We start from the raw sequence: 22,908 nt of genomic DNA, 5'->3' as shown, positions 1-22,908 counted from the left end.
GTACGGGTGCGGAACCCCCCGCCGAGCTCACGCCCCTCACCGGGCGCGGGGCGCGTCCCCCGCGGCGGGGACTCCGGCCGGCTCCCCGGCGTTCGAACGGAGTCGGGTCCCGTCCGGGGAGAGCGGGACGAACCGCCGGACGGGCTCAGCCGTGGAGGCGGGCGCCGCAGTGCGGCCAGGGGCTCGCCCCCCGGCGTACGTACAGCTTCTTCGCGCGCAGCGTCTGCTCGGCGGCGGACGCGTCCTGGGGGCGTCCGCTGCCGCCGAGGGTCTGCCAGGTGTGGGTGTCGAACTGGTAGAGGCCGCCGTAGGTGCCCGACGGGTCCACCGCGCCGGGCCGGCCGCCGGACTCGCACGCGGCGAGGCCGGACCAGTTCAGGTGGTCGGCGCCGTCGACGGAGGCCGGATGCGGCTTCGTACCGACCCTGACCAGCTGGACCTGCGGCTCCCGCACCACCTCGGCGCGGATGCGGCGCGGCTTCTCGTGGACGCCGTTGACGGTCCGCAGCGCGTACGTCACGCGCCGCGCCCCGAACCGGCCGGGGCGTTCGACCACCTCGGTGCCCTTGAACAAGGAGGCGTCCTCGGTGCGCCGGACCTCGAACGGGATCCGTTCCTCGCGGACCTCCCGGGTCCCGGTGACCCGCAGGACGGTGACCGTCTGCCCGTCGCGCGGGAAGCTCCCGGCCGGGACCGATGTGGTGTCCTGCCCGTGCAGGGTGATCCCGGCCGCCTCGACGGCCTCGCCCACGCTCGCCGCGTTCGTGCGGATGGTCCGCGCCCGGCCGTCGGCCATGATCGTGACGGTGCGCTCGGTGCGCACGTCGAGCTCCAGCCCCGTGCGCCCGATCGGCTGGGAGCGCGAGGCCGACAGGTAGGCGCCCTCCGCACGCACCCCCAGCTGTCTGAGCGCCCCCTCGACGGTGTGCGCGGTGGTCCACACCCGGCGCTGGGTGCCGTCGATGGTGAGGCTCACCGGGCGTCCGTAGTGCACCGCGACCTCGTCGCCGTTCGACAGGGGTGTGCCGGGGGCGGGCGCGACGACGTCGTGGGCGCCCACCTTCACGCCCTCGTCGGCGAGCAGCTCCGTCACGTCGTCGGCGAAGGTGTGCAGCGTGCGGGGTCTGCCGTCGACGCTGAGCTCGATCGCCTTGTCGCTGGCGACGAACGCGGAGGTGCCGCCGGCCAGGAAGGCGACGACCAGGGCCTGCGGGAGCAGTCGGCGCAGCGCGTCGGGCCGGTCGGTGACGCGCTTGCGCCGGGCCGCGCGGCGCGCGTCGGCCCGTCCGCCGGCCGGACGGATCCCGTCGCCCGCGTCGGGTCGCACGGCCCCGCGGTCGGGCACGGTGACGACCACGGTGTCCGCGAAGGCGATCGGGTCGGTGAGCACGACGGTGTCGGCCCGCGCGAACCCGCTTCCGTCGGCGACGGTGTCGGCCTGCGCGAAACCCCTCCCGTGCACGTCCGGGCCGGCCTGGGCGGGCGCGTCCGTGTACTGGCGCGGGAGCAACGGCTCGGTGGGGGCGGCGGGGCCGGCGGGTTCGGCGAAGCCCCGGTGAGCCCCGGAGGCGGGCGCACCGGGCGTGTCCGGCGCCCGGTGTCCTGGCGTGCGTGCCTCGTACGCCGGGCGGTAGGTGTCGGCGTACCCGTGGCCGTACGGCTCCCAGCGCACGTACTCCACATGGCCGGAGCCCGAGCCGGAACCCGGACGGGAGCCCGAGCCGGATTCGGAGCCGGATGCGGAGCCGGATGCGGAGCCGGAGTATGCGCCGTACGCCTCGTGTGCCGCGCGGACCTCTCCGGATCCCGGCGGCGGGACCGCCCCGCCCGGCCCGTCCGCCGTGTCCCGCGCGGGGACCGGGACGCGCGCGTGGCGTCCACCGGGCGCGGCGGCTCCGGGGGGCGGGCCGGCGGTCACGGCGGCGCCGGTGGCGTCGACGACCGTGGTGGCGTCGGCGCCACCGGTCGGTCCGTACGTCTCGTACTGCTCGTACCGCGAGCTGCTCACGACGACACGCTCCAGGGTCCGGATCGGGCGACCAGAACCTAGCGGAGCGGTCGTCACTCTCCCAAGCAACGCGGCTACGCTGTGTCGCGACACTCCCCCGCCGGAGACGGGCGTCCGACCAGGGAAAACCCCCGGAGCCGTTATCGATCAGTAATCGAACGCGCGCGCGGTGTTGGCGGAGAGGGAGGTCGCGAGGGTGTCCTCGTCGATCCCGCGCACCGCGGCCATGGCGCGCACCGTGACCGGAACGAGATACGGAGCGTTGGGCCGTCCGCGGTACGGCGCGGGGGTCAGGAAGGGCGCGTCCGTCTCGACGAGGACGAGGTCGAGCGGGGCCACGGCGAGCGCGTCGCGCAGCGGCTGGGCGTTCTTGAAGGTCATGTTCCCGGCGAAGGACAGGAAGTAGCCGGCGCGGGCGCAGACCTCGGCCATCGCGGCGTCGCCGGAGTAGCAGTGGAAGACGGTCCGCTCGGGGGCGCCCTCCTCCTTGAGGATGCGCAGCACGTCGGCGTGGGCGTCGCGGTCGTGGATGACCAGGGCCTTGCCGTGCCGTTTGGCGATCTCGATGTGGGCGCGGAAGGAGCGCTCCTGGGCGGCCTTGCCCTCGGGGCCGGTGCGGAAGTTGTCGAGGCCGGTCTCGCCGACGCCCTTGACCTGCGGGAGGGCCGCGAGGCGGTCGATCTCCGCGAGCGCCTCGTCCAGCGCGGCGTCGCCGCCCGGCTGGCGGGCGCCCTGCCGGGACCAGCCGTCGGGATCGCCATGGACGATCCGGGGCGCCTCGTTGGGATGCAGGGCGACGGTGGCGTGGACGGCGTCGTACGCGGCCGCCGTCTCGGCCGCCCAGCGGGAGCCGTTCAGGTCGCAGCCGACCTGGACGACGGTCGTGACGCCGACCGACGCGGCCTTGGCGAGGGCCTCCTCGACCGTGCCGGACTGCATGTCGAGGTGGGTGTGCGAGTCGGCGACCGGGACGCGCAGGGGCTCGGGGAGCGGGGGCGCGGCGTTCTTGTCCTTGGCGTCGGACACGGAGGAAGGCATACCCCGATCCTACGAAGGGGGCATGCCGTCCTTCACGTCGCGGCCGTCGCCGCCCGGGTCTGCGGGATCAGCCGGCCTTGCGGTGCTGGAACGGGTGCAGCAGGTCCGACAGGTGCCAGTGGTGCGGTTCCTTCGGCGTCTCGGAGGAGTCGCCCGGAGCGGCCCCTTCCGCACCCTCGGCGGGTCGCCGCGGCACCGGTCGGGGCTTGGTCACGGAGTGCAGGGAATCGAGGACGGAGGACACCTGGCCGGCGCGCATGATGCGCACCACGTGGCTGTCGCAGTTCAGGCAGGAAGGGCGGCTGAGCGGCGACGGCACGGTCCGGCCGTCCGCCACGTACGTCACGAACTCGGTGCCGTCCCCGTCGTGGTGGTGCTCGATCGCGTAGGACTGCTCCCAGCCGTGCCCGCAGCGCATGCAGGCGAAGGAATACGATTCGTGGACAACGGCCGTCGCCGCACTGCGATGCCCGGTCTGTTCGGTGACCCGACCCGCGGCGACGCCGCCGGTCCGTCCTGTGGTCTCACTCATTCCGACTGCTCCTCTTGTCCGCTGGACAAGCACCTCCGGCACCTCCATCGACGGGATTTCCCCCTGGAGTCCGCCGATGCGCCGCAGGCGAGGGACGGGTGCGTCCCTTCATCCAGTGGACGCTTCTCCCGGCGCGAACGCATCCGCCCTGTCGACTGTTGGAGCCGTCTTGGCCGTTCCTTGTCGGAACGGCCCCGCTACGCGGCCTGAGCTTTGCCTTTGAAGCCGGCCCTTTGCCCTTCTATGGGGTGGTTCGGGCGGCGTTCTTTGCCGCGACGACGGCATCAAAGACGTCACGTTTGGGAATTCCGGCCTCCGCGGCGACGGCGGCGATCGCCTCCTTGCGGCGCTCCCCCGCCTCCTCGCGCACCTGCACCCTGCGCACCAGCTCGGCGGCGTCGAGTTCCTCGGCGCCCTTGTCGGGGGCGCCCTCGACGACCACGGTGATCTCGCCGCGGACCCCCTCGGCCGCCCAGGCGGCCAGCTCGCCCAGCGGGCCGCGCTTGATCTCCTCGTACGTCTTGGTCAGCTCGCGGCAGACGGCGGCGCGGCGCTGCGTGCCGAGGACCTCGGCCATCGCGGCGAGGGTGTCGTCGAGGCGGTGCGGGGCCTCGAAGTAGACCAGCGTCCGGCGTTCCTCGGCGACCTCCCGGAGCCGGGAGAGCCGCTCTCCGGCCTTCCTCGGCAGGAAGCCCTCGAAGCAGAACCGGTCGACGGGCAGCCCGGACAGGGCCAGCGCGGTGAGCACGGCGGAGGGGCCCGGTACGGCGGTGACCTTGATGTCCTTCTCGACCGCGGCGGCCACGAGCCGGTAGCCGGGGTCCGACACGGACGGCATCCCGGCGTCGGTCACCAGCAGCACCCGCGCCCCGCCGGCCAGCGCCTCGACGAGCTCCGGGGTCCGGGCGGCCTCGTTCCCCTCGAAGTAGGAGACGACCCGGCCGGTCGTCTGGACGCCGAGCGCCTGGGTGAGCCGGCGCAGCCTGCGGGTGTCCTCGGCGGCGACGACATCGGCTCCGGCCAGTTCCGCGGCGAGCCGTGGCGGCGCGTCCGAGATGTCGCCGATGGGGGTGCCTGCCAACACAAGGATTCCTGTCACGCTCCCATCCTCGCAGGGGTACCGTCCGACAAGCTCATCCGGCCGGAAGGGCCCGGGCGCGGGACTCCCACAGACGCGTTCCCTACGATGGCGCGGTGACCAGTACCGCGTCCTCCACGGACACCCGGCAGGGCCAGGCCGCCGACGATCAGCGGCCGTCGTGGCAGCGGCGGCTGCGCCGATTCGGCTACACGGCGCCGCCCCGAAGCGATGTGCGCGACCGGCTCGTACCGCCGTACCCCGAGCCACGGTCGCGGATCTGGGCCGCCCTCGGTCTGCGCCAGGAGGTCGCCGACCGCTTCCACCGCTGGTCGGGGTGGGGTGGCCCGCTCCTGGTGACCCTGTTCGCCGGGCTGCTGCGGTTCTGGCATCTGGGCAGCCCCAAGGCGGTGATATTCGACGAGACGTACTACGCCAAGGACGCCTGGGCCCTGATCCACCGCGGGTACGAGGTGAACTGGGCCAAGAACGCCAACGACCTGATCCTCCAGGGCAACGGCGACGTCCGGATCCCCAGCGACGCCGCCTATGTCGTGCACCCGCCGGTCGGCAAGTACGTCATCGGGCTCGGCGAGTGGATGTTCGGGTTCAACCCCTTCGGCTGGCGCTTCATGACGGCGGTGCTCGGCACGCTGTCGGTGCTGCTGCTGTGCCGGATCGGGCGGCGGCTGTTCCGGTCGACGTTCCTCGGCTGTCTCGCGGGCACGCTCATGGCGGTGGACGGCCTGCACTTCGTGATGAGCCGCACCTCGCTGCTCGACGGCGTGCTGATGTTCTTCGTGCTCGCGGCCTTCGGCTGCCTGGTCATCGACCGGGACAAGGCGAGGGCCCGGCTGGCGGCGGCGCTGCCCGTCGACGAGGACGGCACGGTCCGGCCCGACGCGGAGGCCGCCGAGAGCACCCGACTCGGCTGGCGGCCCTGGCGCTGGACGGCCGGCCTGATGCTCGGCCTGGCCATCGGCACGAAGTGGAACGGCCTGTACGTCCTCGCCGCGTTCTGCGTGATGGCGGTCCTGTGGGACGTGGGTTCGCGCCGGGTCGCCGGCGCCCGCCACCCGTACACGGCGGCGCTCAAGCACGACACCGGCATCACCTTCCTCGCCACGGTCCCGGTCGCGGTCGCGGTGTACCTGATCTCCTGGACCGGCTGGATCCTGTCGCCGACCGACGGCAGCGGCGGCTACTTCCGCAACTGGGCGGCGACGGACGGCAGGGGCGGCACCTGGACGTTCCTGCCCGACTGGGTGCGCAGCCTGTGGCACTACGAGCACGAGGTCTACAAGTTCCACGTCGGCCTCTCCTCGCCGCACACCTACCAGTCCAACCCGTGGAGCTGGCTCGTCCTCGGCCGCCCGGTCTCGTACTTCTACGAGTCCCCGCTGCCCGGCAAGGACGGCTGCCCCTCCGACGCGGGCGACAAGTGCGCCCGCGAGGTGCTGGCCCTCGGCACGCCCCTGCTGTGGTGGGCGGCCTGCTTCGCGATCCTCTACGTGCTGTGGCGCTGGGCGTTCCGTCGCGACTGGCGCGCGGGCGCGATCGCCTGCGGCGTCGCCGCCGGGTACCTCCCCTGGTTCCTGTACCAGGAGCGCACGATCTTCTTCTTCTACGCCGTCGTCTTCGTGCCGTTCCTCTGCCTGGCCGTCACGATGATGATCGGCGCGATCCTCGGCCCACCGGGCGCGACGGAACGCCGCCGCACGGTCGGCGCGGCGGCGGCAGGCGTCCTGGTCCTCCTGATCGCCTGGAACTTCATCTACTTCTGGCCCCTGTACACGGGCACCGCGATCCCCATCGATCAGTGGAGATCGCGGATGTGGCTGGATACGTGGGTCTAGCTGCACAGATGAAACGAAGGGGCCCGGCACTCAGCCGGGCCCCTTCGGTCGTTGTTGGTCGCTGGCGGCCGTTACTGGCCCTCGTCGCACGGCCCGAGGACGGCCCAGCTCAGGGCCTGTCGGCAGATTTACAGTGGGCACTGCCGGAACCGCCTCACCGGGGAGTTTCTTCAACGGCGTGGTCAGCGGGGGACATCTGGGGGAAGCTGACGGGCACTACCCAGCCCTTCGTGGTGGAGCACAGCCTCGTACCAGACGTCGTCACTCTGGTACCTCGGGTCACCCTTGTGGAACTGCTCAGCCCACCTCCGTGCTTCTTCATGAATTGCCCTTAGCCCATCGCCTGGAATGAGGCATCTCAGTCCGGGATCGACTCTGCGGAAGGCACTGAAAATCGTCCCAAGCGGGCTGGTGTTAGGCACCCCGTATCCAAGCATTTCGCGATATCGAGGACGGAGAGGGCCAGTGCCACGGACTGCCTCTACGACCGCGCGCCATGCGGCCGGATCATGAGCGAATGCATCCATGGTGGGGGTGACGCGTAGGTGGTCACAGTGAACTTCACCGACGATCCGGCCACCACGGTGACCGAGTTCAATCGGGTACTCCAACTCGCTTTTTCCGGTGTCGTCGTCGTGCCATTCAAAGATCTTCTTGTCCCGGGTAAGAATCTTTCTACCGTTACGGTAGAAGTCGAGCCCATAGTCGATCCGATCAAGGTACCGCTGTACACCCACCCAGCCCCAGATGTGGGCGGTCATCGGGCGTAGATCACCCCCTCCGCACACCACGCACACGTCGCTGGTGACGCCCCTGTGCCCGCAATCCAAGCACTCGTGCACAGTTCGCTGCGGGCTGTCAATTCGTTGCACCGCGCTGATGTCGCTGCCGTAACGCGTGACCGAACGATGCTCCCCCCAAACGCAAGGCATACGTGGCCTGACCTTACGGCCGTTCATGGTGATCTCTATCTGTCCTTCACGAAGCGGATAGCTATAGAGGTCGCCTAGCCTAATGCGGAGTTGCTGCCAAGCGTCGTCGCTCCAGCTCTCACGCAGACCATCGATGGCGATGTGGGTACCGTGATCACTGGACTTAGCCTTTCGCTCACTCGCCAAGGTTATCCAGTCAGACTCAGGAGAACGGACCAGCGCTCGCAGGTCGAGCTTAAGCACTGCCCATCGACGCATTTCCGCCTGGGCTGTACGGATAGTGATGAGCGTTCCGAGTCGCATGGTGGCGATATTGAAGCTGACACCGAAGGCACGGTTACGACCGCGAGTACTGGTGGTCCAGCCATCACTCAGCCTCTGTAGGAGGCTATCCGCATCCAGACCCGGGCCGTCATCGGAGACGCGCAAACTGGGGCGTCCTCCAGCGTCAGATGGAGCCTCCAATGCGAGGGACACTCGAATTGGTTTTGACCGACCATCACGCCTGCCGGCGGAGGCCTGATCAACTAGCGCGGCGACGCAGTTCCAGCGAGGCAGCTCCGGATCAGCCAGTTGCGATAGGAGCGCAGGCGACACCATCATGCGGACAGGTACAGGTGGGTTGGCCACATAGTTGGCGTTTGCTCGCTCCCACGCAGCTCCCCACTGCTCTACCTGGTCCACGGTCTCACCCATTGCCCGCATGTAGGCAAGCAGCAGGTCTTTGCGGACCCGGCGCGGCGGGGCGCTACCAAGAAGCGAGCTGAGGGTGGACCGTGGCATCAGACCAGATCCGGCACTTTCGACCTCTCTCAGGGTCGGCGGCTTGGAGTGGCGGGCACGCAATACCCGCATCGCCCAGACCAAGTCGCCGAAAGTATTGATGTTCTGTGGCTGCGGCTTTGCTGCGAGTTCGCGGCGGACGGGCTGTGCTCGCTGCCATGCGGCAAGAGCTTCCTCCGGGTCGGCCCCGCAGCCGTGCGCGAACGCTTCAACGACTTCCCAGGATGTGCGATGCCCCTTCGCAGCCCGGTTCAGGCTCGAACTGGCGACCCCTGTCATTTCCTCCAGCTGACGGAAGGAGAGACGAGCGAGGCGGCGCGCCTGCTGCAGCAGTTGCGCCACCTCCTCCATCTCTGGGACGTGCGCTGGAGTTATCTGCTCACGACGGCCCATCAGGAGCACTCGATCAGCACTGGCCGTGGCTGGCCTGGGGGATGAACGGAGCCGCCAGACTGGTCAGTGCGGCCAGGTCGTCGCGGACCATGAGCCACATCGACCGAAGCCCCGTGTCGGCGGTGTGAAGCACGACGACGAGCACGTAAATCACGACGACGAGGGCACAGGGGGCGATGCAGGTAACAGTCTCGGTCATGTCGGAACCTTTCCACGGTTTCATTCCACTCGGACATGCACGTCTTGTACGGCCGGGAGTTTGGGGCTCTACGGCGCGGCACGCAGTTGATGGTGTCCCAGCATCTAGCCCGGAATCCACCGGATGGCGACGTTCCGGATTTTGTTCCAACGCTGTCCAGCGCAACCGAGTAGTCCCTAAAGCAACAGTCAGAACCCTTCCCGAGCCAGAGCGTCGATCTGCGCCGCTGGTTGTTCCAGCCTCGTCCGGACTTGCCGTTGCAAGGGCCGTGGTCAGTAGGTCAGAGTGGCCGTGGTTCCCACACTCGGACATCACAGGTATTGGGTCCCCGGCCAGAACGCATTTGGGGTGCGTCCGGCCACCAGACGTGGTTGCCGACCCGGGAAACCGGGGCGGCAACCACGCCCGTGCTCGTCCTAGCCGTACACAGCCACCCCACCCATGGGCAGACTTACACAGGGCTCCGTGGACCGCCTACGAGCTGCGAAGTTCCGTGGGCAGCCCTCTGGCGGGGAACACCTGGGGAGGAAGTCGCTCTCCGACCGCCTCACAGTCCGGTTCGGTGGATGTAAGAGATGACGGTCAAGGTTTTCTCCTCGATGGTCCACGGCGGTGCAGTGGAGGATTCCACCGCTCGCAGTCACAGGTTCATCGGTGCGATCCAGTTCGATGGAGTGGACGATCACGAGGGCGTTGTTCGGCGCAAATCTGCGCTGCCAGTCGACCTCGGCCCGCGTCAGGATGACCTGGCTGCCATCGGACGTGGTCCCCTTCACCTCTACGTGAAGCTTCTCGTCCCCTCGCGTCAGGTGTAGGTCGTACGGCTTGCTGGCGCCGACGTCCTTCACGGCCCATCCCTGCGTTTGGAAGTGCTCCGTGGCGAGTAGGACACTGCGCTTCTCGATGGCCATACGCTCGTCGGCGGTCAGGAGGAACCCTTGACCGCCCCTCCGGGCGTTCCTGCGGTTCGCTGTGGTCGCCGCGCTCTGGGTTGCCTCACGGACCTCTACCGCCACGTCGCCGGGAACGTAGGTCGCGTCGTCCGTGGCCTTGTACAAACGCCCCAAGAGCCGTGCCATGAAGAGCAAATCGTCGCCAAGAGCGCCCGAGTCGGGGATCGCATCGCGCTGGTACTCGATGGCCACGACGTTGCCCGGCTCGTAACCCCTGCCGAGCTTCGTTCGCGCATTGAGACGGATCTCTGTCACCAAGTCGGCGCGCTCGGCGCGCTCGGCGCGCTCGGCGCCAGCTTGCTCGATGAGCGGGCGGGCCCAGTCGATGCGCTTCTTCAGGGCGGCCGGCTCGCGAGGCTTGAGCTCACCGGCGATCCACTCGGTCGTGCCCTGCATAAGTGACAGGTAGATGCGTTCACCGTCGCCGCTGAACAGATAGACGATGTACCAGCCGTCAGTTGCGCTCGGGGTTCTGCTCTTCGAGTAGACCCGGGTCCATACGACTTCAGCCCTCTGACCGGCCCCGTCCTTGCCCTCCACTCCTACGTCGTCGAGGGGTATCTCCATGGCCGCAGCGAGAGCCCCGGCGTGCGCACGCAGCCAATCGCGGATCTCGGTACGAACGACGAAGCCACGACGCTGCATCTCTGCGGTGTTCTTCGCCTGCCACACCTTCTGAAGGTTGAGCACCTCACTCAAGAGTTCATCCACGCCCGAACACTAGCTACGGGCAATGACATTGGGCTGCGCAAGTTGGCCTGAGACGTACTGCGGACGCGGCCGGCTGGGTGGTCAACCAGCGCCAGCCCCCGAAGACCTACAGAGGGCCCCGCTCTGGGGCACGGCGGATTTACAGTCCTCCTGCGAACCTCCACACGACCGAGGCCTGACCTGCCGAAACGTCGTAGTGAGCACGGCAATAGGCCACGACCGTCCACATCTCGTCCAGAGGCCTGTCGCTGAGACCTCAGCCTGCGGCGATGTCGCAACCAGCCACTCCCGCTTCCGCGCCTGGCTCTCACGCCCATCGGCCGCGAATCTCAGCAGAGGCTTTGAGGTAGCGCCAAGGCGGACACACCGCCAACCAACTGCGAGCCACACAATCCTTCGACACTTAGACGTTGTCTCAGTTGGCTTGGCGAAGTGTCATGTGACGTCGAAAGGTTCGGTTCCGGCGTAGTCGTACGACCATCCCGCGGTCGTGTCGGGTGCAGGCATGAGGTCGTAGACGTGCCACACGTCAATCGGTGGGTGCTTGCGCGAGCCGCGGGCGCGTTGCCGCTGCGGCGGCTGGTGGCGTTCGTTGAGTTCCACGATGCGAGTGCGGCCGTTGAACGGCCCTCCGCGCACCTTGATGCCCACCGTGTTGTCTACGACCTCCCCGCGCACCCACCGGGCGATCAGGGCCAGGTGTCCGCTGTTTGCACCGCTCATACCGCCAGCGAACCACTTGCCGGCAGCCTTCGGGGAGTCGGCTGCTTCGGCGTTGAGCGAACGGTGTCAGCTGAGCCTGCGGTAGCAGATGAGGGCACTGGCGATGCCGACGAAGGCGAGGAAGTGCTCGGCCTTGCGTTCGTAACGTCGGTGCAGGCGGCGGCAGCCGTTCAGCCAGGACATCGTCCGCTCGACCACCCAGCGGTGCCGGCCCAGGCGGCCGGAGTTCTCGACGCCGCGGCGGGCGATCCGCGGCACGATTTGCCGTCGGCGCAGCCATCCGCGCAGGTGGTCGAAGTCGTAGCCCTTGTCCGCGTGCAGCTTGGCCGGACGACGGCGCCGGGGTCCGTAGCGGGAGCGGACCGGAGGGATGCCGCGCATCAGGGGGATCAGCGCCTGGCTGTCGTGCAGGTTGGCGCCGGAAATACCCACCGAGATCGGCAGCCCGTTGCGGTCACAGATGACGTGGATCTTCGACCCGAGCTTGCCTCGATCGGTCGGATTCGGTCCGGTCAATGGCCCCCTTTGACCGCGCGGACGCTGACCGAGTCGATCGCGCACCGCGACCAGTCCAGATCGCCGTTCGCACCGAGCCGGTCCAGGACCACCCGGTGCAGCTTGGCCCACACCCGGGCTGCGGACCAGTCGGTGAAACGCCGATGGACCGTCTGCCACGACGCGCCGAAGACCGGCGGCAGCTGCCGCCAGGTGCAGCCCGAGGTAGCCACGAACACGATCGCCGCCAGTACCGCGCGATCATCGCACCGCCGTCGGCCTCCACCCTGGGTGCGGATCGGCGGTTCCGGCGCCACGTCCCTGAAGATCTCCCACAAGCCGTCCGGCACCAACCGCTCAACTATGTCCACGCCCAAACAACGAGCCACAGCCAATCAAGACACCGTCTTAGCATGAAATCTCCGAGACGGCACCCATTTCAGCTAAAGCCAACAGTGGATTCGCCAGGTTTCGCTACCCCCCCAAGCCTGCCACCTGGCTCTTTAGTTTTTCCGCCAGTCAAACGCTAGGGGTAGCAAGATCATTAGCCACCGGCAAAAGCGGGCAAAGTGGGGTTAGGCGAATCCGCGGGGGCTTGATGGATACCCGCCCTTGGGGTTACCTCATCTAGCAGTGCCCGAGTGGGCACGCCGCCTGGGTTCTGGTCTCCCCGCGACCACACAAGGCCTGGCTTCGGGAATGCAGCCCGAAGCCAGGCTCGTGCGCGGGGCCGGGTGAGTCCGGCCGCGTAAGCGTCGGTCGGACTCACTCATCCCGACCAGCCGTCCGACTCACCTCTCGTGCGTCAGAGGAAGTGTTCGACGCACCCCGCGATGGCAGTGATCGCCGTGAGGAACAGTGCCGCTAACTCCGCCCAGCCCGGCCGCTGGCGGTGCCCGCGACACCTCCTCCGCCTTGTCGATCGCTCCATCTCGTCCGACCTCCTGCCTCTCTGAGTTCCCAACTGCGTTGGGACCTGCCCGATTTAGGCAGGTGCTCCTGGAGAGACGGCCGGACGTCTCGCAACATACCTGGGCTCCGAACATCCGCATGGCCGAGCTAACTGTTCGCCAGGGTTCGCCACACCTCACTCAGGAGACCGCCACGCCAAGCGGGCTGCTCTGGGCAGGCGACGCTCTCGACCTCGGGGCCGGCAACCCCGCGCCGGGCTCGGTTCAATAGGTCTGATTAGCGGCCGCGCGCCACGCTGCCGAGTCGACGCGGCGGGCGGCCCTCTCGCTCGCGACCGAAGCCAACCATTCAGAGATTGCCGGGTGGGCGCACGAGATGCGCGCATGGTTCGCGCTCACTACCGGCGACTACCGCGGCGTGATTTCGGCAGCCCAGGCCGGGGGCGAGGTAGCGCCGCACCACAGTGTGGCCGTGCAACTCGCGGGCCAGGAGGCCAAGGCATGGGCGCGGCTCGGAGACCGCCGACAGGTCGAGGTAGCTCTCGACAAGGGCCGGCGCCTGCTCGAAGGAATGCCGCACCCCGAGAACCTGGACAACCACTTCGTGGTGGACCCTGCGAAGTTCGACTTCTACTCGATGGACTGTTATCGCCTGGTGGGTGAGGACAAGCTCGCGCGGACCCTCGCTGAGGAAGTCCTCCGCGCCGGAACAGACTTCTACGGAAGCGAGCGCTCACCGATGCGCAACGCGGAAGCCCGCGTCACGCTGGGAGTAACGGCGGCACGTGAGGGCGACTTGGAGGAGGCACTCATCATGGGAGCCGGCGCTCTCGAAGGCGACCGCCAATCAGTGCCGTCGCTCATCATGACCAGCCGCGAACTCGCTGCCGAGATGAAGCGCCGGTACAGCTCAGAACCGGCCGCACAGGATTACCTCGCGCGACTCCACGCACTCGGCCAGCAGAAGCCTGGGTTCCTGCCCCAATAGGCGCGCGTAGCACGGCCGCCCCACCCACTGCCTTCCTTCTGGAAATTTGCGCCAGCTCACCGACCTAGTAGCTGAACGGATCAGCGCAACCACGAAGGCGCAAGCGGACATGCGCAGACAAGAACTCCACGCATTCTCCGTACAGCCCGTCAAGACCTCGCTCTTCCAACCTCCCCTTCAAGAGGTCGTAGAGCTCCAACAGGCGAATGACGTCTCCCGTCGCGTATTGCAGTTGTTCCTCACTCAACGACTCGGACATCCAGTCCGTAAATCGAACCTTCTTGTCCAACACGAGTCCAAAATGACACGCCATCAAGTACTTCAACGAGTACTTTTCTGCCGCTTCTCCAGGCATGAGTATCTTCGCGGCGATCTTGGTGCACGCAACATTGCACGGCTCGACATTCCATGCGTGAGCCATGAAGGACAGGTCAAATGGAGCGTGATGGAAGACTTTCACCACACGCGGATTCGCGAGGAGTCGCGTAAGCAGCGATGGAACCCGACCTGCCACTCCGGTGACGATGAAAGTCCCGACCTCCGGCGAATGGATCTGGCACGTTCCAATCATCGCCTCTTGCGGCTCTAGCCCATTCGTCTCGATGTCCCACGCCACTCGTCCGCTCTCTGTCAACCGGTGGTAGGCATCAAGGGTGAGGTCGTGAACCAGCACATGGACAGGTCCCGTAGCGGGAAAATCACGGGTAGACTTTGACGCTTGCACTGAGCACGCCCTCCAAATCATCCTCGAAGAATCCATAAAGAGATCCGCCCTGATGGCAAGTAAATGCCGGGACGGAACCGCTACGACTGTCTTTGTGATGGTAGAGGGTGACCACAAAACGATTATCTATGCGATAAGCAGTGAAAGCCCTGAAAACAGGAGTCGTGTAGATCTCCACTCGGCCGCTACGACTGTTCCCATCAAGCTGTTTATACCCGTCGATCGCCTCGTTAAGCTTGGTTCGAACGTCAGCTGCGGACATGCTTTTGAAGCGAGTGGCGAGCAATCTGACACATGCGGGATCGTTGGGGTCAGGGAGGCACACCCTGAGCTTTGCATCACTCTGCGACACCAGGTTCTGAAGCTTCACTTGATTCGTGTTTCGCCACGTGGTCGCCCACGCAGCAAAGACGTCAACCTTCTTGGCCGAGCCCAAGCAGGCATCCCAGTCAACAACCTTGCTGTAGTCAGTACTGACAGACTCAAGGCCAGACAGATGAATGTCATGCTTCAGCTTGAGTACTTCTAGCATCTCGAGGAAGAACGACCGACGACCCACCAAGTCCCAGATTGTCGCTAGAGCAACCGAAGCGATCAAGAGGCCCCCCAGCTGGTTGGCGAGGGTTCCCAGAGACTCGTGTTTCTTGAACCAGGCAATGCCTGACACGTACAGAAGTCCCACGCCAGCTGCCGTGGTCACCCCAGCCACAAGCCAGTACTTCAGGTTTGCAACCAAGCGGTACATGTTGGGAGTCGCCATCCGTCGCCCTCTCTCATCTGAACAGACGCTATCTGCCGCCACTGACAACGAGGCCGGGTCGCCGTCCCTGTGGTGTGGAGCAGACTGTATCCGCGCGTTCTCAAGGCGCTCCTCGGTTGTGGCGATCCGTGAGGCTCGCAGCGCAGGTGTGCAGACTGGCATCCCACATCCACATCTGCGCCCCGCGCGGCCGGCTGTGGACCACAGGATGAAGGCGCATACAGGGGGCCAAACGAGTCGGACCGGCCGCACTGGTGCCTTTGTTGCGACGTCACGAGGGTCCTTGACCGCGTTCGGGAAGAAGAGGTTGTGGACTGGCGAACCCTGTGGCCCGGGTTCGGATACACCGAACGCCCGCTACTCGGTGCCTGTCTGCAGGCCGGTCTAGTCTGCAGACAGGCACAACTCCAGCTTGCCGTCGTCGCCTTCGATTGCAGGCCCGTGTCGGCGCGCTAGGTCGGGCGACGGCTGCGGTCCGACCACAAGAGTCGAGACCAAGAGGCTTGTCGGTGCTGATCGGTCTTGAGTTCGGTGCGGATCTGCTTCCGCAGCGCCGCGACGGCTTCGGTTCGCGCCGCTAGCAGCGGTGCGATCCCTGCTTCGTCCTCCGGCGTCGGGGCTAGCGGGTTGCTCATTTCCTCGCCGATGAACCAGTTCACCTCCCAAATGGAGAGCATGGCGGCTCGCCATCTGGCACCCACCGTGTCTGTAGCGAACGCGTCGACACGGGCCGTCAGCGTCCGCTGTAGCTCTCGTTCCTCCTCTGTCTCCGCGCCGAAGAGCGGCCGGACCGCCGGGTCATTGACGTCCTCGGCGAGGTGCGGGCGCTGGTTTGCCAGCAGGTCGACGTACAACTCTGCGCGCCGTTCCCATAGCCTTGCGGCCTCACTTTGGCGCCGCTGGTGCGACAGGGCGCCGATTGACATGACGGTCGTTGCGATGATCGCCAGAGCCGGGATCAGAGTGTTGTTGACGTCCACGCCCGTAGCCTTACACCTCTCGGCGGAGCGCAAGAGGCTTGGGTAAGAAGCGGGACAAGGTAGCGCTAGCAAGCGAGAATGAGCGGGTGGACCTTTCGGGCATCGGGGCGATAGCTGCTGCGGCGGTCGCCGCCCTGGGCATCCCAGCGGCACTCGTGGTCGGCCGCTGGCAGATGCGTGCGGCGATCGACGTCGTGCGGGCGACAGCTGTCTCGGACCGTGAGCAGTGGCGGCGATCGCTTCGCCGCGAGGCCGGAGTGCAGTTCTTGGTCGTGACAGCCGAGTTCGAACGGTTGGACCGTGACCGGCTGGACGCGGATCGAACAGAGGCGAACTTTAAGGCTGTTGAGACGGCTATCAAGGAAATCCACCGGCGTGCCACAGAGGCGTATTACGTCCTTCGGATCGAGGCACCGGATCTCTCAGACCAAGCCATGAGACTCCTGGACGCGGCACACTGGAACGCTAGCAGCGAGGTACGGGCTGCTCGGGAGCGGCAGGCGAAAGATGCCTTGGAGCAGCTAGAGTCGGAATCCCACGCCGATATGCCGAACATTCGCAGAATGTTTGAGGCTTACGTGCGGGCGAGCCTCTACCCCCAGTTCACCCAAGCTGAGGTGCAGTGGCGCAACGGTCAAATGATGGCAGCAAGTTATGCCCTCAACAGTGGGTTGCGCTCTCTGAGTCGGCTGACGAAGGTTCAGGTCGACAGCCTCATGCACGGGCTACACAACCCCATAGATCTGCTGCGGCGGGAGCATGCACTCCAGGTGGCACGCGACGCATTTGTGGCAGCCATCCACTCCGAGCTGAACGCTTCGTAGGTGGTATCTCCAACGGGGACTGGAGTTCTTGCTCTTGGAGCGACAAGGAGGCCCCCGCCTTACGGACAGCGTCCTTGAGGCGGGTGCCTTGGTACCCATTGATCAGGTCAGTCGTCGGTGCCCCTTTCGATGGCCTGAGCGATGCGGTCCCCTCCTTGACGTATAGCATGGGCGACATCAAGGAGGGCTAAGGCAACGGCGGCGGTGAGGTGATGATTCATGCTGTTGTCTTCGCTGGCCTGAGGATGGACGCTGGACACGTAACTCGCTGCATTGATAAGGGTCTCGGCAGCTTAGGCGGCATCGCTGCGCAGAGAGCTCCCGCACGCCAAGCTCGCTCAGACCGGCGCCGCTCCACTCTTCGACGGGGGGCAGTTGAAGTGAGGAAGCCGGAGCGCCGCCTCTTCGAGGCCGCGGGCTACCGTGGTGTGGTCACTTCCGCTCTGCGGTGTTCGCCACGAGTCGACTTGTGAACCCTGCGTCGCGTAGGCGCTCGTACGCAGCAGCCACGTCCTCGGGTACGAACTGCTCAATCATGAAGCCCTGTTGCGGGTAGAGCATGAGCCGCTCCTGCGCGCCGGCCAGCATGTCGATGACCAGGCGTGCGTCTCCGATCGAGTCGACATAGTCAGCGAGGGTCATGGGCGTGGATACGCTGACCCATTCGACTTCGGGCCATAGTTTGCGTGCGGTTGCGTAGGCCCGTCGTTCCTCATACGGCTTGCTGACCAGCAGAACGGACGACACTGCGACCTGGTGCACTTCCAGCAGTGCGCGCGAGAAGCGGATGTTCTCTCCTGTGTTCCGAGCCAGCGGCTCCACGAGGATGACGTCAGCCGGCACCCCCAGCTCCATCGCGCGCTCGCGGTAGTGCTCAGCCTCACCGCGCGGCATGCGGTCGCGTGTGGTGCGGCTGGTCGCCCCGGTGAAGACGATCAGCGGCGTCATGCCTCGGTGGTAGAGATCCGCGGTTGTGTCCGCGACGCCGAGGTCATGACTGCCGAGTCCGATCGCGACGGAGCATGGGCGCAGCTCGTGCCCCATCTGCTGGAAGTCCCAGAGCCGTTGAGCGTCGGCCCATGCTTGTGCTGAGATCACTTGCTCTCGCCCTCCGCTTTCGCTGAGTCGGGGACCTTAAAGTCGTACGTCCAGGCGAAGCGTGTCGCCGCGTGAACGCCGATCGCGAATTCCACCACGGTGCCGTCCGCCGTGTACGTGGTCCGGTGCAGCTCCACAACCCATTCGCCCGGCGCAAGTGCGCCCGACCCGCGTGAAGTGTGCTGGCGGCGTACGCAGCTCACCGGGGAACTTCCCCTGCCGGTCAAGGACACCGACGGCAAGGGGATCGACCTGCTGATGCGTCTGTGCAACTTCGCCAACGCCGAAACCGAATGCCTGGCCATCGTGTGGCTGATCGGCTGCCTTGGACCCTCCGTGCCTGTACCCGCGCCGTTCCTCACCGGGCCGCAGGGCGCGGGCAAGTCGACCGGAGGACGGATGCTCGTGCGGATTGTTGAGGGCATGAGCGGTGACCTGCGCCGGGCGCCCAAGGACGAGGAGAACCTGATTGCCGCGGTGGCGGCGGGGTGGGTCACCGCGCTGGACAACCTCTCCCACATGACGCCAGACCTGTCCGACGCGATGTGCTGCATCGTGACCGGGGCCGAGAGCGTCAAGCGGGCCCTGTTCACCGACGGGGACGTGTTTCGCGTCGGCTACCGCCGGCCCCTGCTCCTGACCGGCATCGACGTCGGCGTCATCCGCCCCGACCTCGCCGAACGGCTCCTGCCCCTGCGCCTGGAGCGGCCTCGCGTCCGGCGCACCGAGGCCGAACTGTGGGCGGACTACGCGGAAGTGCTGCCCGTCGTCCTCGGCTCGCTCCTGGACCTCACGGTCAAGGTCCGCGCCGTGGGCGCGGACACACCCACGGATCTGCGGATGGCTGACTTCGCGCACCTGTGCGCGCAGTTCGACGCGGCAACCGGGCTCGGGGCGCTCCCCGCCTACCGGGCGAGCCTGGACGACCTGAACGACGACGTCATCGAAGGTGACCTCCTCGCGCAGACCGTCCTCCTGCATGCCGACACCATCGAGCCGGGAACGGCGCAGCAGATGACGTCCACGGAGTGGCTTGCCTGCCTCAGCCGCCTCTACAGCGGCGACGAGGGCCGTGCGCTGCCCAAGGGATGGCCGACGACCGGCAAGGTGCTCTCGGACCGCCTCAAGCGTCTTCAACCGACTTTGGCGGCCCGGGGCGTGCTCATCGACTCGGGGCGCACCAAGGCGGGCCGCTACCTCGAAATGACCCGCACGGTCGCCCTGACCGTGAGTCCGCACGAGCAGACGCAGGCGTTCTGACCCGCGATCTGCGCGCTCAAGCGAACAGCAAGAGGAGCACGTGCTCCTCTTGCTGTTCGGCGGAACGCCGCCCCAGGTCGCGCCGCGCAGCGGCTCCTTCTTCGCTCTGTAAGGCGCACAGAACTACTACAGGCAGCCCCTTCTTTGTCCTAAGTAAGAAGGCGCTGCGTCACCTGCGTCACCACGGCCGGAAAACGGCCCCTGGCCTGCGGTAACAGCGGTGACGCAGACGGATTTCTCTGCGTCATCCTGCGTCACCTGCGTCACCCGGTGACGCAGCCGATGACGCACGGGTGACGCAGGCCCGATCCGGCGCGTCACCGAAAGCCGCAGGTCAGAGCCCTAAATGACGCAGGTGACGCGGTGACGCAGAAATCCGAACCTCGGACACACACGAAGTCCGAGGGCGCCCGGAAGCCAATATGCCGCAACCTCCGAGGAACCCCGTGAGCCGAATCAGTTCCGCTCAGACCGACCCCCGCGCCGCCCTTCGCGGCGGCCTGCCCGATCGGTACCTCACCCCTGACGACATCGCCCAGATCTTCGGTGTCCCCCTCGAAACCGTCTACCAGTGGCGCAAGAAGCGCACCGGCCCGGCCGGGTTCCGGATCGGCAAGCACGTGCGATACGACCCCGCCGATGTCCAGGCATTCGTCATTCAGCAGCAGCGCGCCGAGATTGACGCGGCGTAGACCCGCATTCGCTGTCCCAGGGAGGGCTACCGCGGTGGCCCTCCCTCTGCATGAGGAGACACAGACACCATATGGCCGGCCATATCCAGGACCGCTGGTTCAAGACCGAGAACGACGCCAACGGCAAGACAGTCCGAAGCAAGTCCGATCGCTACGGCACCGGCATGCGCTACCGAGCCCGCTACACCGGCCCTGACGGCACCGAGAAGAGCAAGAGTTTCCCCGACCGTCAGAAGCGCCTCGCGGAACTGTGGCTCGCGCAGACCGAGTCCGACATGGCGCGCGGACAGTACATCGACCCGCGCAAGGCGCGCACCACCTTCCGCCAATACGCGGACCGTTGGGTCAAAGCGCACACGGGCGAGATCAATAGCCGCGAAGCCGCTGAGCGTCGGCTTCGCCTCCATGCTTACCCTCACATCGGGACTCGCCCGCTCGGCTCGTTCAAGCCCGAGCACATCCGGGCCTGGATCGCCGCTCTCGAACTCACCGTGCCGGCGGAGTCCCATCGCCGCATCATCGTTGGCACCGTCTCGGCAGCTCTGAGCGCGGCAGTCGATGACGGACTACTCAGCAAGAACCCTTGCCGAGCCCGCACCGTGCAGCTCCCCAAACCGGGCAAGCCCCGCGTCCTCCCGTGGACGGCAGCGCAGGTCTTCGGCGTACGCGCCAGTCTTCCCCAGCGCTATCAGGCGGTCGTTGACGCCGGGGCGGGGTGCGGACTGCGTCAGGGCGAGATCTTCGGCCTGACGCTCGAAGAACTCGACGTCGAAAGAGCGTGGCTGACCGTCGGCCATCAGCTCAAGCGCATCCGGGGCAAGTACGTGTTCGCGTTGCCGAAGGGCGGCAAGGTCCGGGATGTGCCGCTTCCCAAGGCCGTGGTCGCCGCTCTACAGGCCCATGCGAAGCAGTTCGAGCCGATCACCGTGACGCTGCCTTGGCGCACACCTGACGGACCGCCCGTCACAAAGCGGCTCCTTTTCAGCGGACCGGAGGGCAATCACGTCCGCGTCAGCAACTTCAACGACCACCACTGGAAGCCCGCTCTGGCCACGGCCGGCATCATCCCAACACGAGACGCGGGCGCCCGATACGCATCCGCTCCCGAGCACGGCATGCACGCACTCAGGCACTTCTACGCGTCCGTGCTGCTGGACGCTGGCGAAAACATCCGGGCCTTGAGTCAGTACCTCGGTCACAGCGATCCAGGGTTCACGCTCCGGACGTACACGCACATGATGCCCAGCAGTGAGGGACGGACCCGAGAGGCTGTGGACAGCCTCTACGTGGCGTCCGCTCCACAAGATCGCGACCCTAAAGAACCCTAAAGCCATCAAACACCCCAGAACGCGACCAAGTAACCTTGCATCCCATCGGAGCGACTCTCTCAGCACTCAGCTTCGATGACGACGTCCCAGTAGACCGGCTGCTCGCCCCCAGGGATGTCCCCAAAGCCCCCGGGGGCCTCTTCCGTCAAGGCACTGCATGCTTCACACGCCACCGCGCATGCAAAACTTGTTCGATATTCGTTTGATCATTCTAAGTGGCACCTCTCGCTCCGGTTACCGGAAGATAAAATCTTCTCCTCACGGTTCCCTGACCGCCACTCCCTCCCTATACTCTGTCTGTACTTTGGGTGCGCTACGGGTTGCCGCCGACCAAAATTCCTGTAGCGCATTTTTGGTATCTAAAAACGGAGGGCACGCGTGGCTCCATTGCCGCCTGTCAGCGGGTACAGATTCGAGATATTCCAAGCGGAGCCCTTTTTGCTGGCCCGCTTTCGGGCGAACAGATGGCGCACAGGATGGCTTCTAATGCTAGCCCCCGCGATTCTATTTTTTATGGCCGTACTGTCAGCAATTTACGGTCATCTCTCCATGCGGGGCGTGGGTGGTCAAATTTGCCGCGATGCGGCGACTTTTCTCCACATGGAGAAGCTGAAGTGCCTCAAGCAAACAACCTTGAGTAGCGACTTCCCTATGTGGCGGGACATTCCCTCCCTTTTTGTAATTGTTGCCCTAGCCGCTACCCCATATTTGATATTTCGACAATGGTCATCTATTGAAGTACTCCTTCCCTCCATGGTGCGCACCGGCGCCTTAAGAACCCCCACGGTCGTAGAGCGCGCTGCCATGCAAGATGAGATAAGAACTGCGAACAGATACCTCGAATCGGTAGGGCGCCACGCGAAGGCTGTTCTAGTAGCGGCCGGAGTATGCAGCCTGATGGTATCCGTGGCTGAATATAAATTGGGCATCTATAGCTCATTCAACCCTGCAGAAAATGGAGGGAACGATTGGGGCGCCAGGATCTATTCGGACTGGTGGGCCAGCTGGAAGATCGCGCCGGTTACCGCGGTGTTCTACTGGTGCACTGGGACCGCTGGCCTATACTTCATCATCATTATGAACCTGTCCGGCGGACGAGTTCTCGTCTCCTTGTGGCGACTTCGTAAAACAATTTCTTATCAGGCGGACTCGTACAACCGAGATGGTTATCACGGCTGGGGAGCCGCGAGGGGCGTCCTACTCCCTACCTACATAGCTATTCTCCTACACGGATTTTGCCTCGTCTTGGTGTCGATATCACTCCCTCAGCCAATCGGCTTCTGGGTGTTGCTGCCTGCCCTAGGGCAATGGGTTATGACCCTGCCCTTTTACGTGGGACTACCTCCCAAGTTGACGCGTCGAGGGGTTGTGGAGTTTCGGGGTCGCGAGATTGCACGATTGGGACGCTATCTCAGGAGCGTAGAAGACAGCCGCGCAACCCTTGAATCGAACAGTCGCTACCATGCGGAAGTCGAAGCAGTAGTGCAGCGAATCCAAAGAGTTGGCTCGATCAAGTCCATGCCATTCAGCCGTCCCCGCGACATAGTATTCGCCTTTCTTCAGTTACTGGCAACCGCGAGCGGTGTGTACGCCCTCGTCATCCTTTGGTACTAGAGGTAACAGTGCGAGCAGATCAGGAATC

The 22,908-nt window shown here is 65.9% G+C and carries 18 protein-coding genes and 2 pseudogenes; 6 read left to right on the top strand and 14 right to left on the bottom strand.

The window, feature by feature from the left end; genetic code table 11:
• Nucleotides 1–145 precede the first annotated feature (145 nt).
• The 4 genes from OG406_RS23490 to rsmI form a co-directional block, all read right to left on the bottom strand.
• Nucleotides 146–1,357, bottom strand: coding sequence for a ubiquitin-like domain-containing protein (locus OG406_RS23490; RefSeq protein WP_443067147.1), 1,212 nt, complete (start codon nt 1,355–1,357; stop codon nt 146–148).
• A gap of 798 nt (nt 1,358–2,155) precedes the next feature.
• Complete coding sequence (locus OG406_RS23485; protein ID WP_329187601.1) at nt 2,156–3,046, bottom strand: TatD family hydrolase; 891 nt, start codon at nt 3,044–3,046, stop codon at nt 2,156–2,158.
• 67 nt (nt 3,047–3,113) lie between these two features.
• Entirely contained in the window at nt 3,114–3,578 is a 465-nt protein-coding gene (locus tag OG406_RS23480; RefSeq protein WP_329187599.1) for a hypothetical protein, read from the bottom strand.
• Nucleotides 3,579–3,819: 241 nt separating this feature from the next.
• Nucleotides 3,820–4,677 (bottom strand): 16S rRNA (cytidine(1402)-2'-O)-methyltransferase, encoded by an 858-nt coding sequence (rsmI, locus tag OG406_RS23475; protein WP_329187596.1) that lies wholly within the window; start codon nt 4,675–4,677, stop codon nt 3,820–3,822.
• A gap of 95 nt (nt 4,678–4,772) precedes the next feature.
• On the opposite strand from rsmI, the gene OG406_RS23470 reads away from it, so the two are divergent.
• Nucleotides 4,773–6,512: a dolichyl-phosphate-mannose--protein mannosyltransferase gene (locus tag OG406_RS23470; RefSeq protein ID WP_267051055.1), complete on the top strand. Its 1,740-nt coding sequence runs from the start codon at nt 4,773–4,775 to the stop codon at nt 6,510–6,512.
• Between the two features lie 182 nt (nt 6,513–6,694).
• Here OG406_RS23470 and OG406_RS23465 read toward each other — a convergent pair whose 3' ends face one another.
• The 5 genes from OG406_RS23465 to OG406_RS23445 form a co-directional block, all read right to left on the bottom strand.
• Nucleotides 6,695–8,569 (bottom strand): helix-turn-helix domain-containing protein, encoded by a 1,875-nt coding sequence (locus OG406_RS23465; protein ID WP_329187594.1) that lies wholly within the window; start codon nt 8,567–8,569, stop codon nt 6,695–6,697.
• A 64-nt stretch (nt 8,570–8,633) separates the two neighbouring features.
• Complete coding sequence (locus tag OG406_RS23460; RefSeq protein WP_329187593.1) at nt 8,634–8,819, bottom strand: hypothetical protein; 186 nt, start codon at nt 8,817–8,819, stop codon at nt 8,634–8,636.
• Between the two features lie 416 nt (nt 8,820–9,235).
• Nucleotides 9,236–10,483, bottom strand: a complete 1,248-nt coding sequence (locus OG406_RS23455; RefSeq protein ID WP_329187591.1) for an MrcB family domain-containing protein — start codon at nt 10,481–10,483, stop codon at nt 9,236–9,238.
• 435 nt (nt 10,484–10,918) lie between these two features.
• Complete coding sequence (locus tag OG406_RS23450; protein ID WP_164375098.1) at nt 10,919–11,206, bottom strand: hypothetical protein; 288 nt, start codon at nt 11,204–11,206, stop codon at nt 10,919–10,921.
• A gap of 66 nt (nt 11,207–11,272) precedes the next feature.
• Nucleotides 11,273–12,066 (bottom strand): IS5 family transposase gene (locus tag OG406_RS23445; RefSeq protein ID WP_266849602.1). Its coding sequence is split into 2 segments (ribosomal slippage): nt 11,273–11,728 and nt 11,731–12,066, totalling 792 coding nucleotides; the frame shifts between segments, so codons are not numbered across the junction.
• A gap of 922 nt (nt 12,067–12,988) precedes the next feature.
• Here OG406_RS23445 and OG406_RS23440 point away from each other — a divergent pair.
• Nucleotides 12,989–13,600, top strand: coding sequence for a hypothetical protein (locus tag OG406_RS23440; protein ID WP_329187589.1), 612 nt, complete (start codon nt 12,989–12,991; stop codon nt 13,598–13,600).
• Between the two features lie 64 nt (nt 13,601–13,664).
• On the opposite strand, the gene OG406_RS23435 is transcribed toward OG406_RS23440, so the two are convergent.
• The 3 genes from OG406_RS23435 to OG406_RS23425 form a co-directional block, all read right to left on the bottom strand.
• A complete protein-coding gene (locus OG406_RS23435; RefSeq protein ID WP_329187588.1) occupies nt 13,665–14,273 on the bottom strand; it encodes a ribonuclease D in 609 nt (202 codons plus the stop codon).
• 25 nt (nt 14,274–14,298) lie between these two features.
• On the bottom strand, nt 14,299–15,084 hold the full coding sequence (locus tag OG406_RS23430) for a hypothetical protein (RefSeq protein ID WP_329187586.1): 786 nt from the start codon (nt 15,082–15,084) through the stop codon (nt 14,299–14,301).
• 452 nt (nt 15,085–15,536) lie between these two features.
• On the bottom strand, nt 15,537–16,064 hold the full coding sequence (locus tag OG406_RS23425; protein ID WP_329187584.1) for a hypothetical protein: 528 nt from the start codon (nt 16,062–16,064) through the stop codon (nt 15,537–15,539).
• Nucleotides 16,065–16,102: 38 nt separating this feature from the next.
• Between OG406_RS23425 and OG406_RS23420 the strand changes: the two genes are divergently transcribed.
• Complete coding sequence (locus OG406_RS23420) at nt 16,103–16,888, top strand: hypothetical protein (protein ID WP_329187582.1); 786 nt, start codon at nt 16,103–16,105, stop codon at nt 16,886–16,888.
• A 432-nt stretch (nt 16,889–17,320) separates the two neighbouring features.
• Here OG406_RS23420 and OG406_RS23415 read toward each other — a convergent pair whose 3' ends face one another.
• Together OG406_RS23415 and OG406_RS23410 are read right to left on the bottom strand one after the other, a co-directional pair.
• Entirely contained in the window at nt 17,321–17,986 is a 666-nt protein-coding gene (locus tag OG406_RS23415) for a YdcF family protein (protein WP_329187580.1), read from the bottom strand.
• Nucleotides 17,983–18,144: pseudogene (locus OG406_RS23410) on the bottom strand (GntR family transcriptional regulator); the annotation flags it as partial. The pseudogene OG406_RS23410 and the gene OG406_RS23415, both read right to left, overlap by 4 nt.
• A 4-nt stretch (nt 18,145–18,148) precedes the next feature.
• On the opposite strand from OG406_RS23410, the pseudogene OG406_RS23405 reads away from it, so the two are divergent.
• From OG406_RS23405 to OG406_RS23395, 3 genes and pseudogenes are all read left to right on the top strand, one after another.
• Nucleotides 18,149–19,246 (top strand): annotated as a pseudogene (locus tag OG406_RS23405) (ATP-binding protein); the annotation flags it as partial.
• Nucleotides 19,247–19,668: 422 nt separating this feature from the next.
• On the top strand, nt 19,669–19,938 hold the full coding sequence (locus OG406_RS23400) for a helix-turn-helix domain-containing protein (RefSeq protein WP_443067102.1): 270 nt from the start codon (nt 19,669–19,671) through the stop codon (nt 19,936–19,938).
• A gap of 71 nt (nt 19,939–20,009) precedes the next feature.
• Nucleotides 20,010–21,266, top strand: a complete 1,257-nt coding sequence (locus tag OG406_RS23395) for a tyrosine-type recombinase/integrase (protein WP_329187579.1) — start codon at nt 20,010–20,012, stop codon at nt 21,264–21,266.
• Nucleotides 21,267–22,908: the final 1,642 nt, after the last annotated feature.

The organism is Streptomyces sp. NBC_01428 (assembly GCF_036231965.1).
In the GTDB taxonomy this organism is placed as follows: Bacteria; Actinomycetota; Actinomycetes; order Streptomycetales; family Streptomycetaceae; genus Streptomyces.
The sequence above is the reverse complement of the archived record's forward strand: the minus strand, read 5'-3'. Positions and strand labels throughout refer to the sequence as shown.

Coding starts and splice junctions, on each gene's coding strand:
- OG406_RS23485 (WP_329187601.1), bottom strand. CDS start 3,046: ATGCCTTCCTCCGTGTCCGACGCCAAGGACAAGAACGCCGCGCCCCCG.
- OG406_RS23480 (WP_329187599.1), bottom strand. CDS start 3,578: ATGAGTGAGACCACAGGACGGACCGGCGGCGTCGCCGCGGGTCGGGTC.
- OG406_RS23460 (WP_329187593.1), bottom strand. CDS start 8,819: ATGACCGAGACTGTTACCTGCATCGCCCCCTGTGCCCTCGTCGTCGTG.
- OG406_RS23450 (WP_164375098.1), bottom strand. CDS start 11,206: ATGAGCGGTGCAAACAGCGGACACCTGGCCCTGATCGCCCGGTGGGTG.
- OG406_RS23440 (WP_329187589.1), top strand. CDS start 12,989: ATGCGCGCATGGTTCGCGCTCACTACCGGCGACTACCGCGGCGTGATT.
- OG406_RS23430 (WP_329187586.1), bottom strand. CDS start 15,084: ATGGCGACTCCCAACATGTACCGCTTGGTTGCAAACCTGAAGTACTGG.
- OG406_RS23400 (WP_443067102.1), top strand. CDS start 19,669: ATGCCGCAACCTCCGAGGAACCCCGTGAGCCGAATCAGTTCCGCTCAG.
- OG406_RS23395 (WP_329187579.1), top strand. CDS start 20,010: ATGGCCGGCCATATCCAGGACCGCTGGTTCAAGACCGAGAACGACGCC.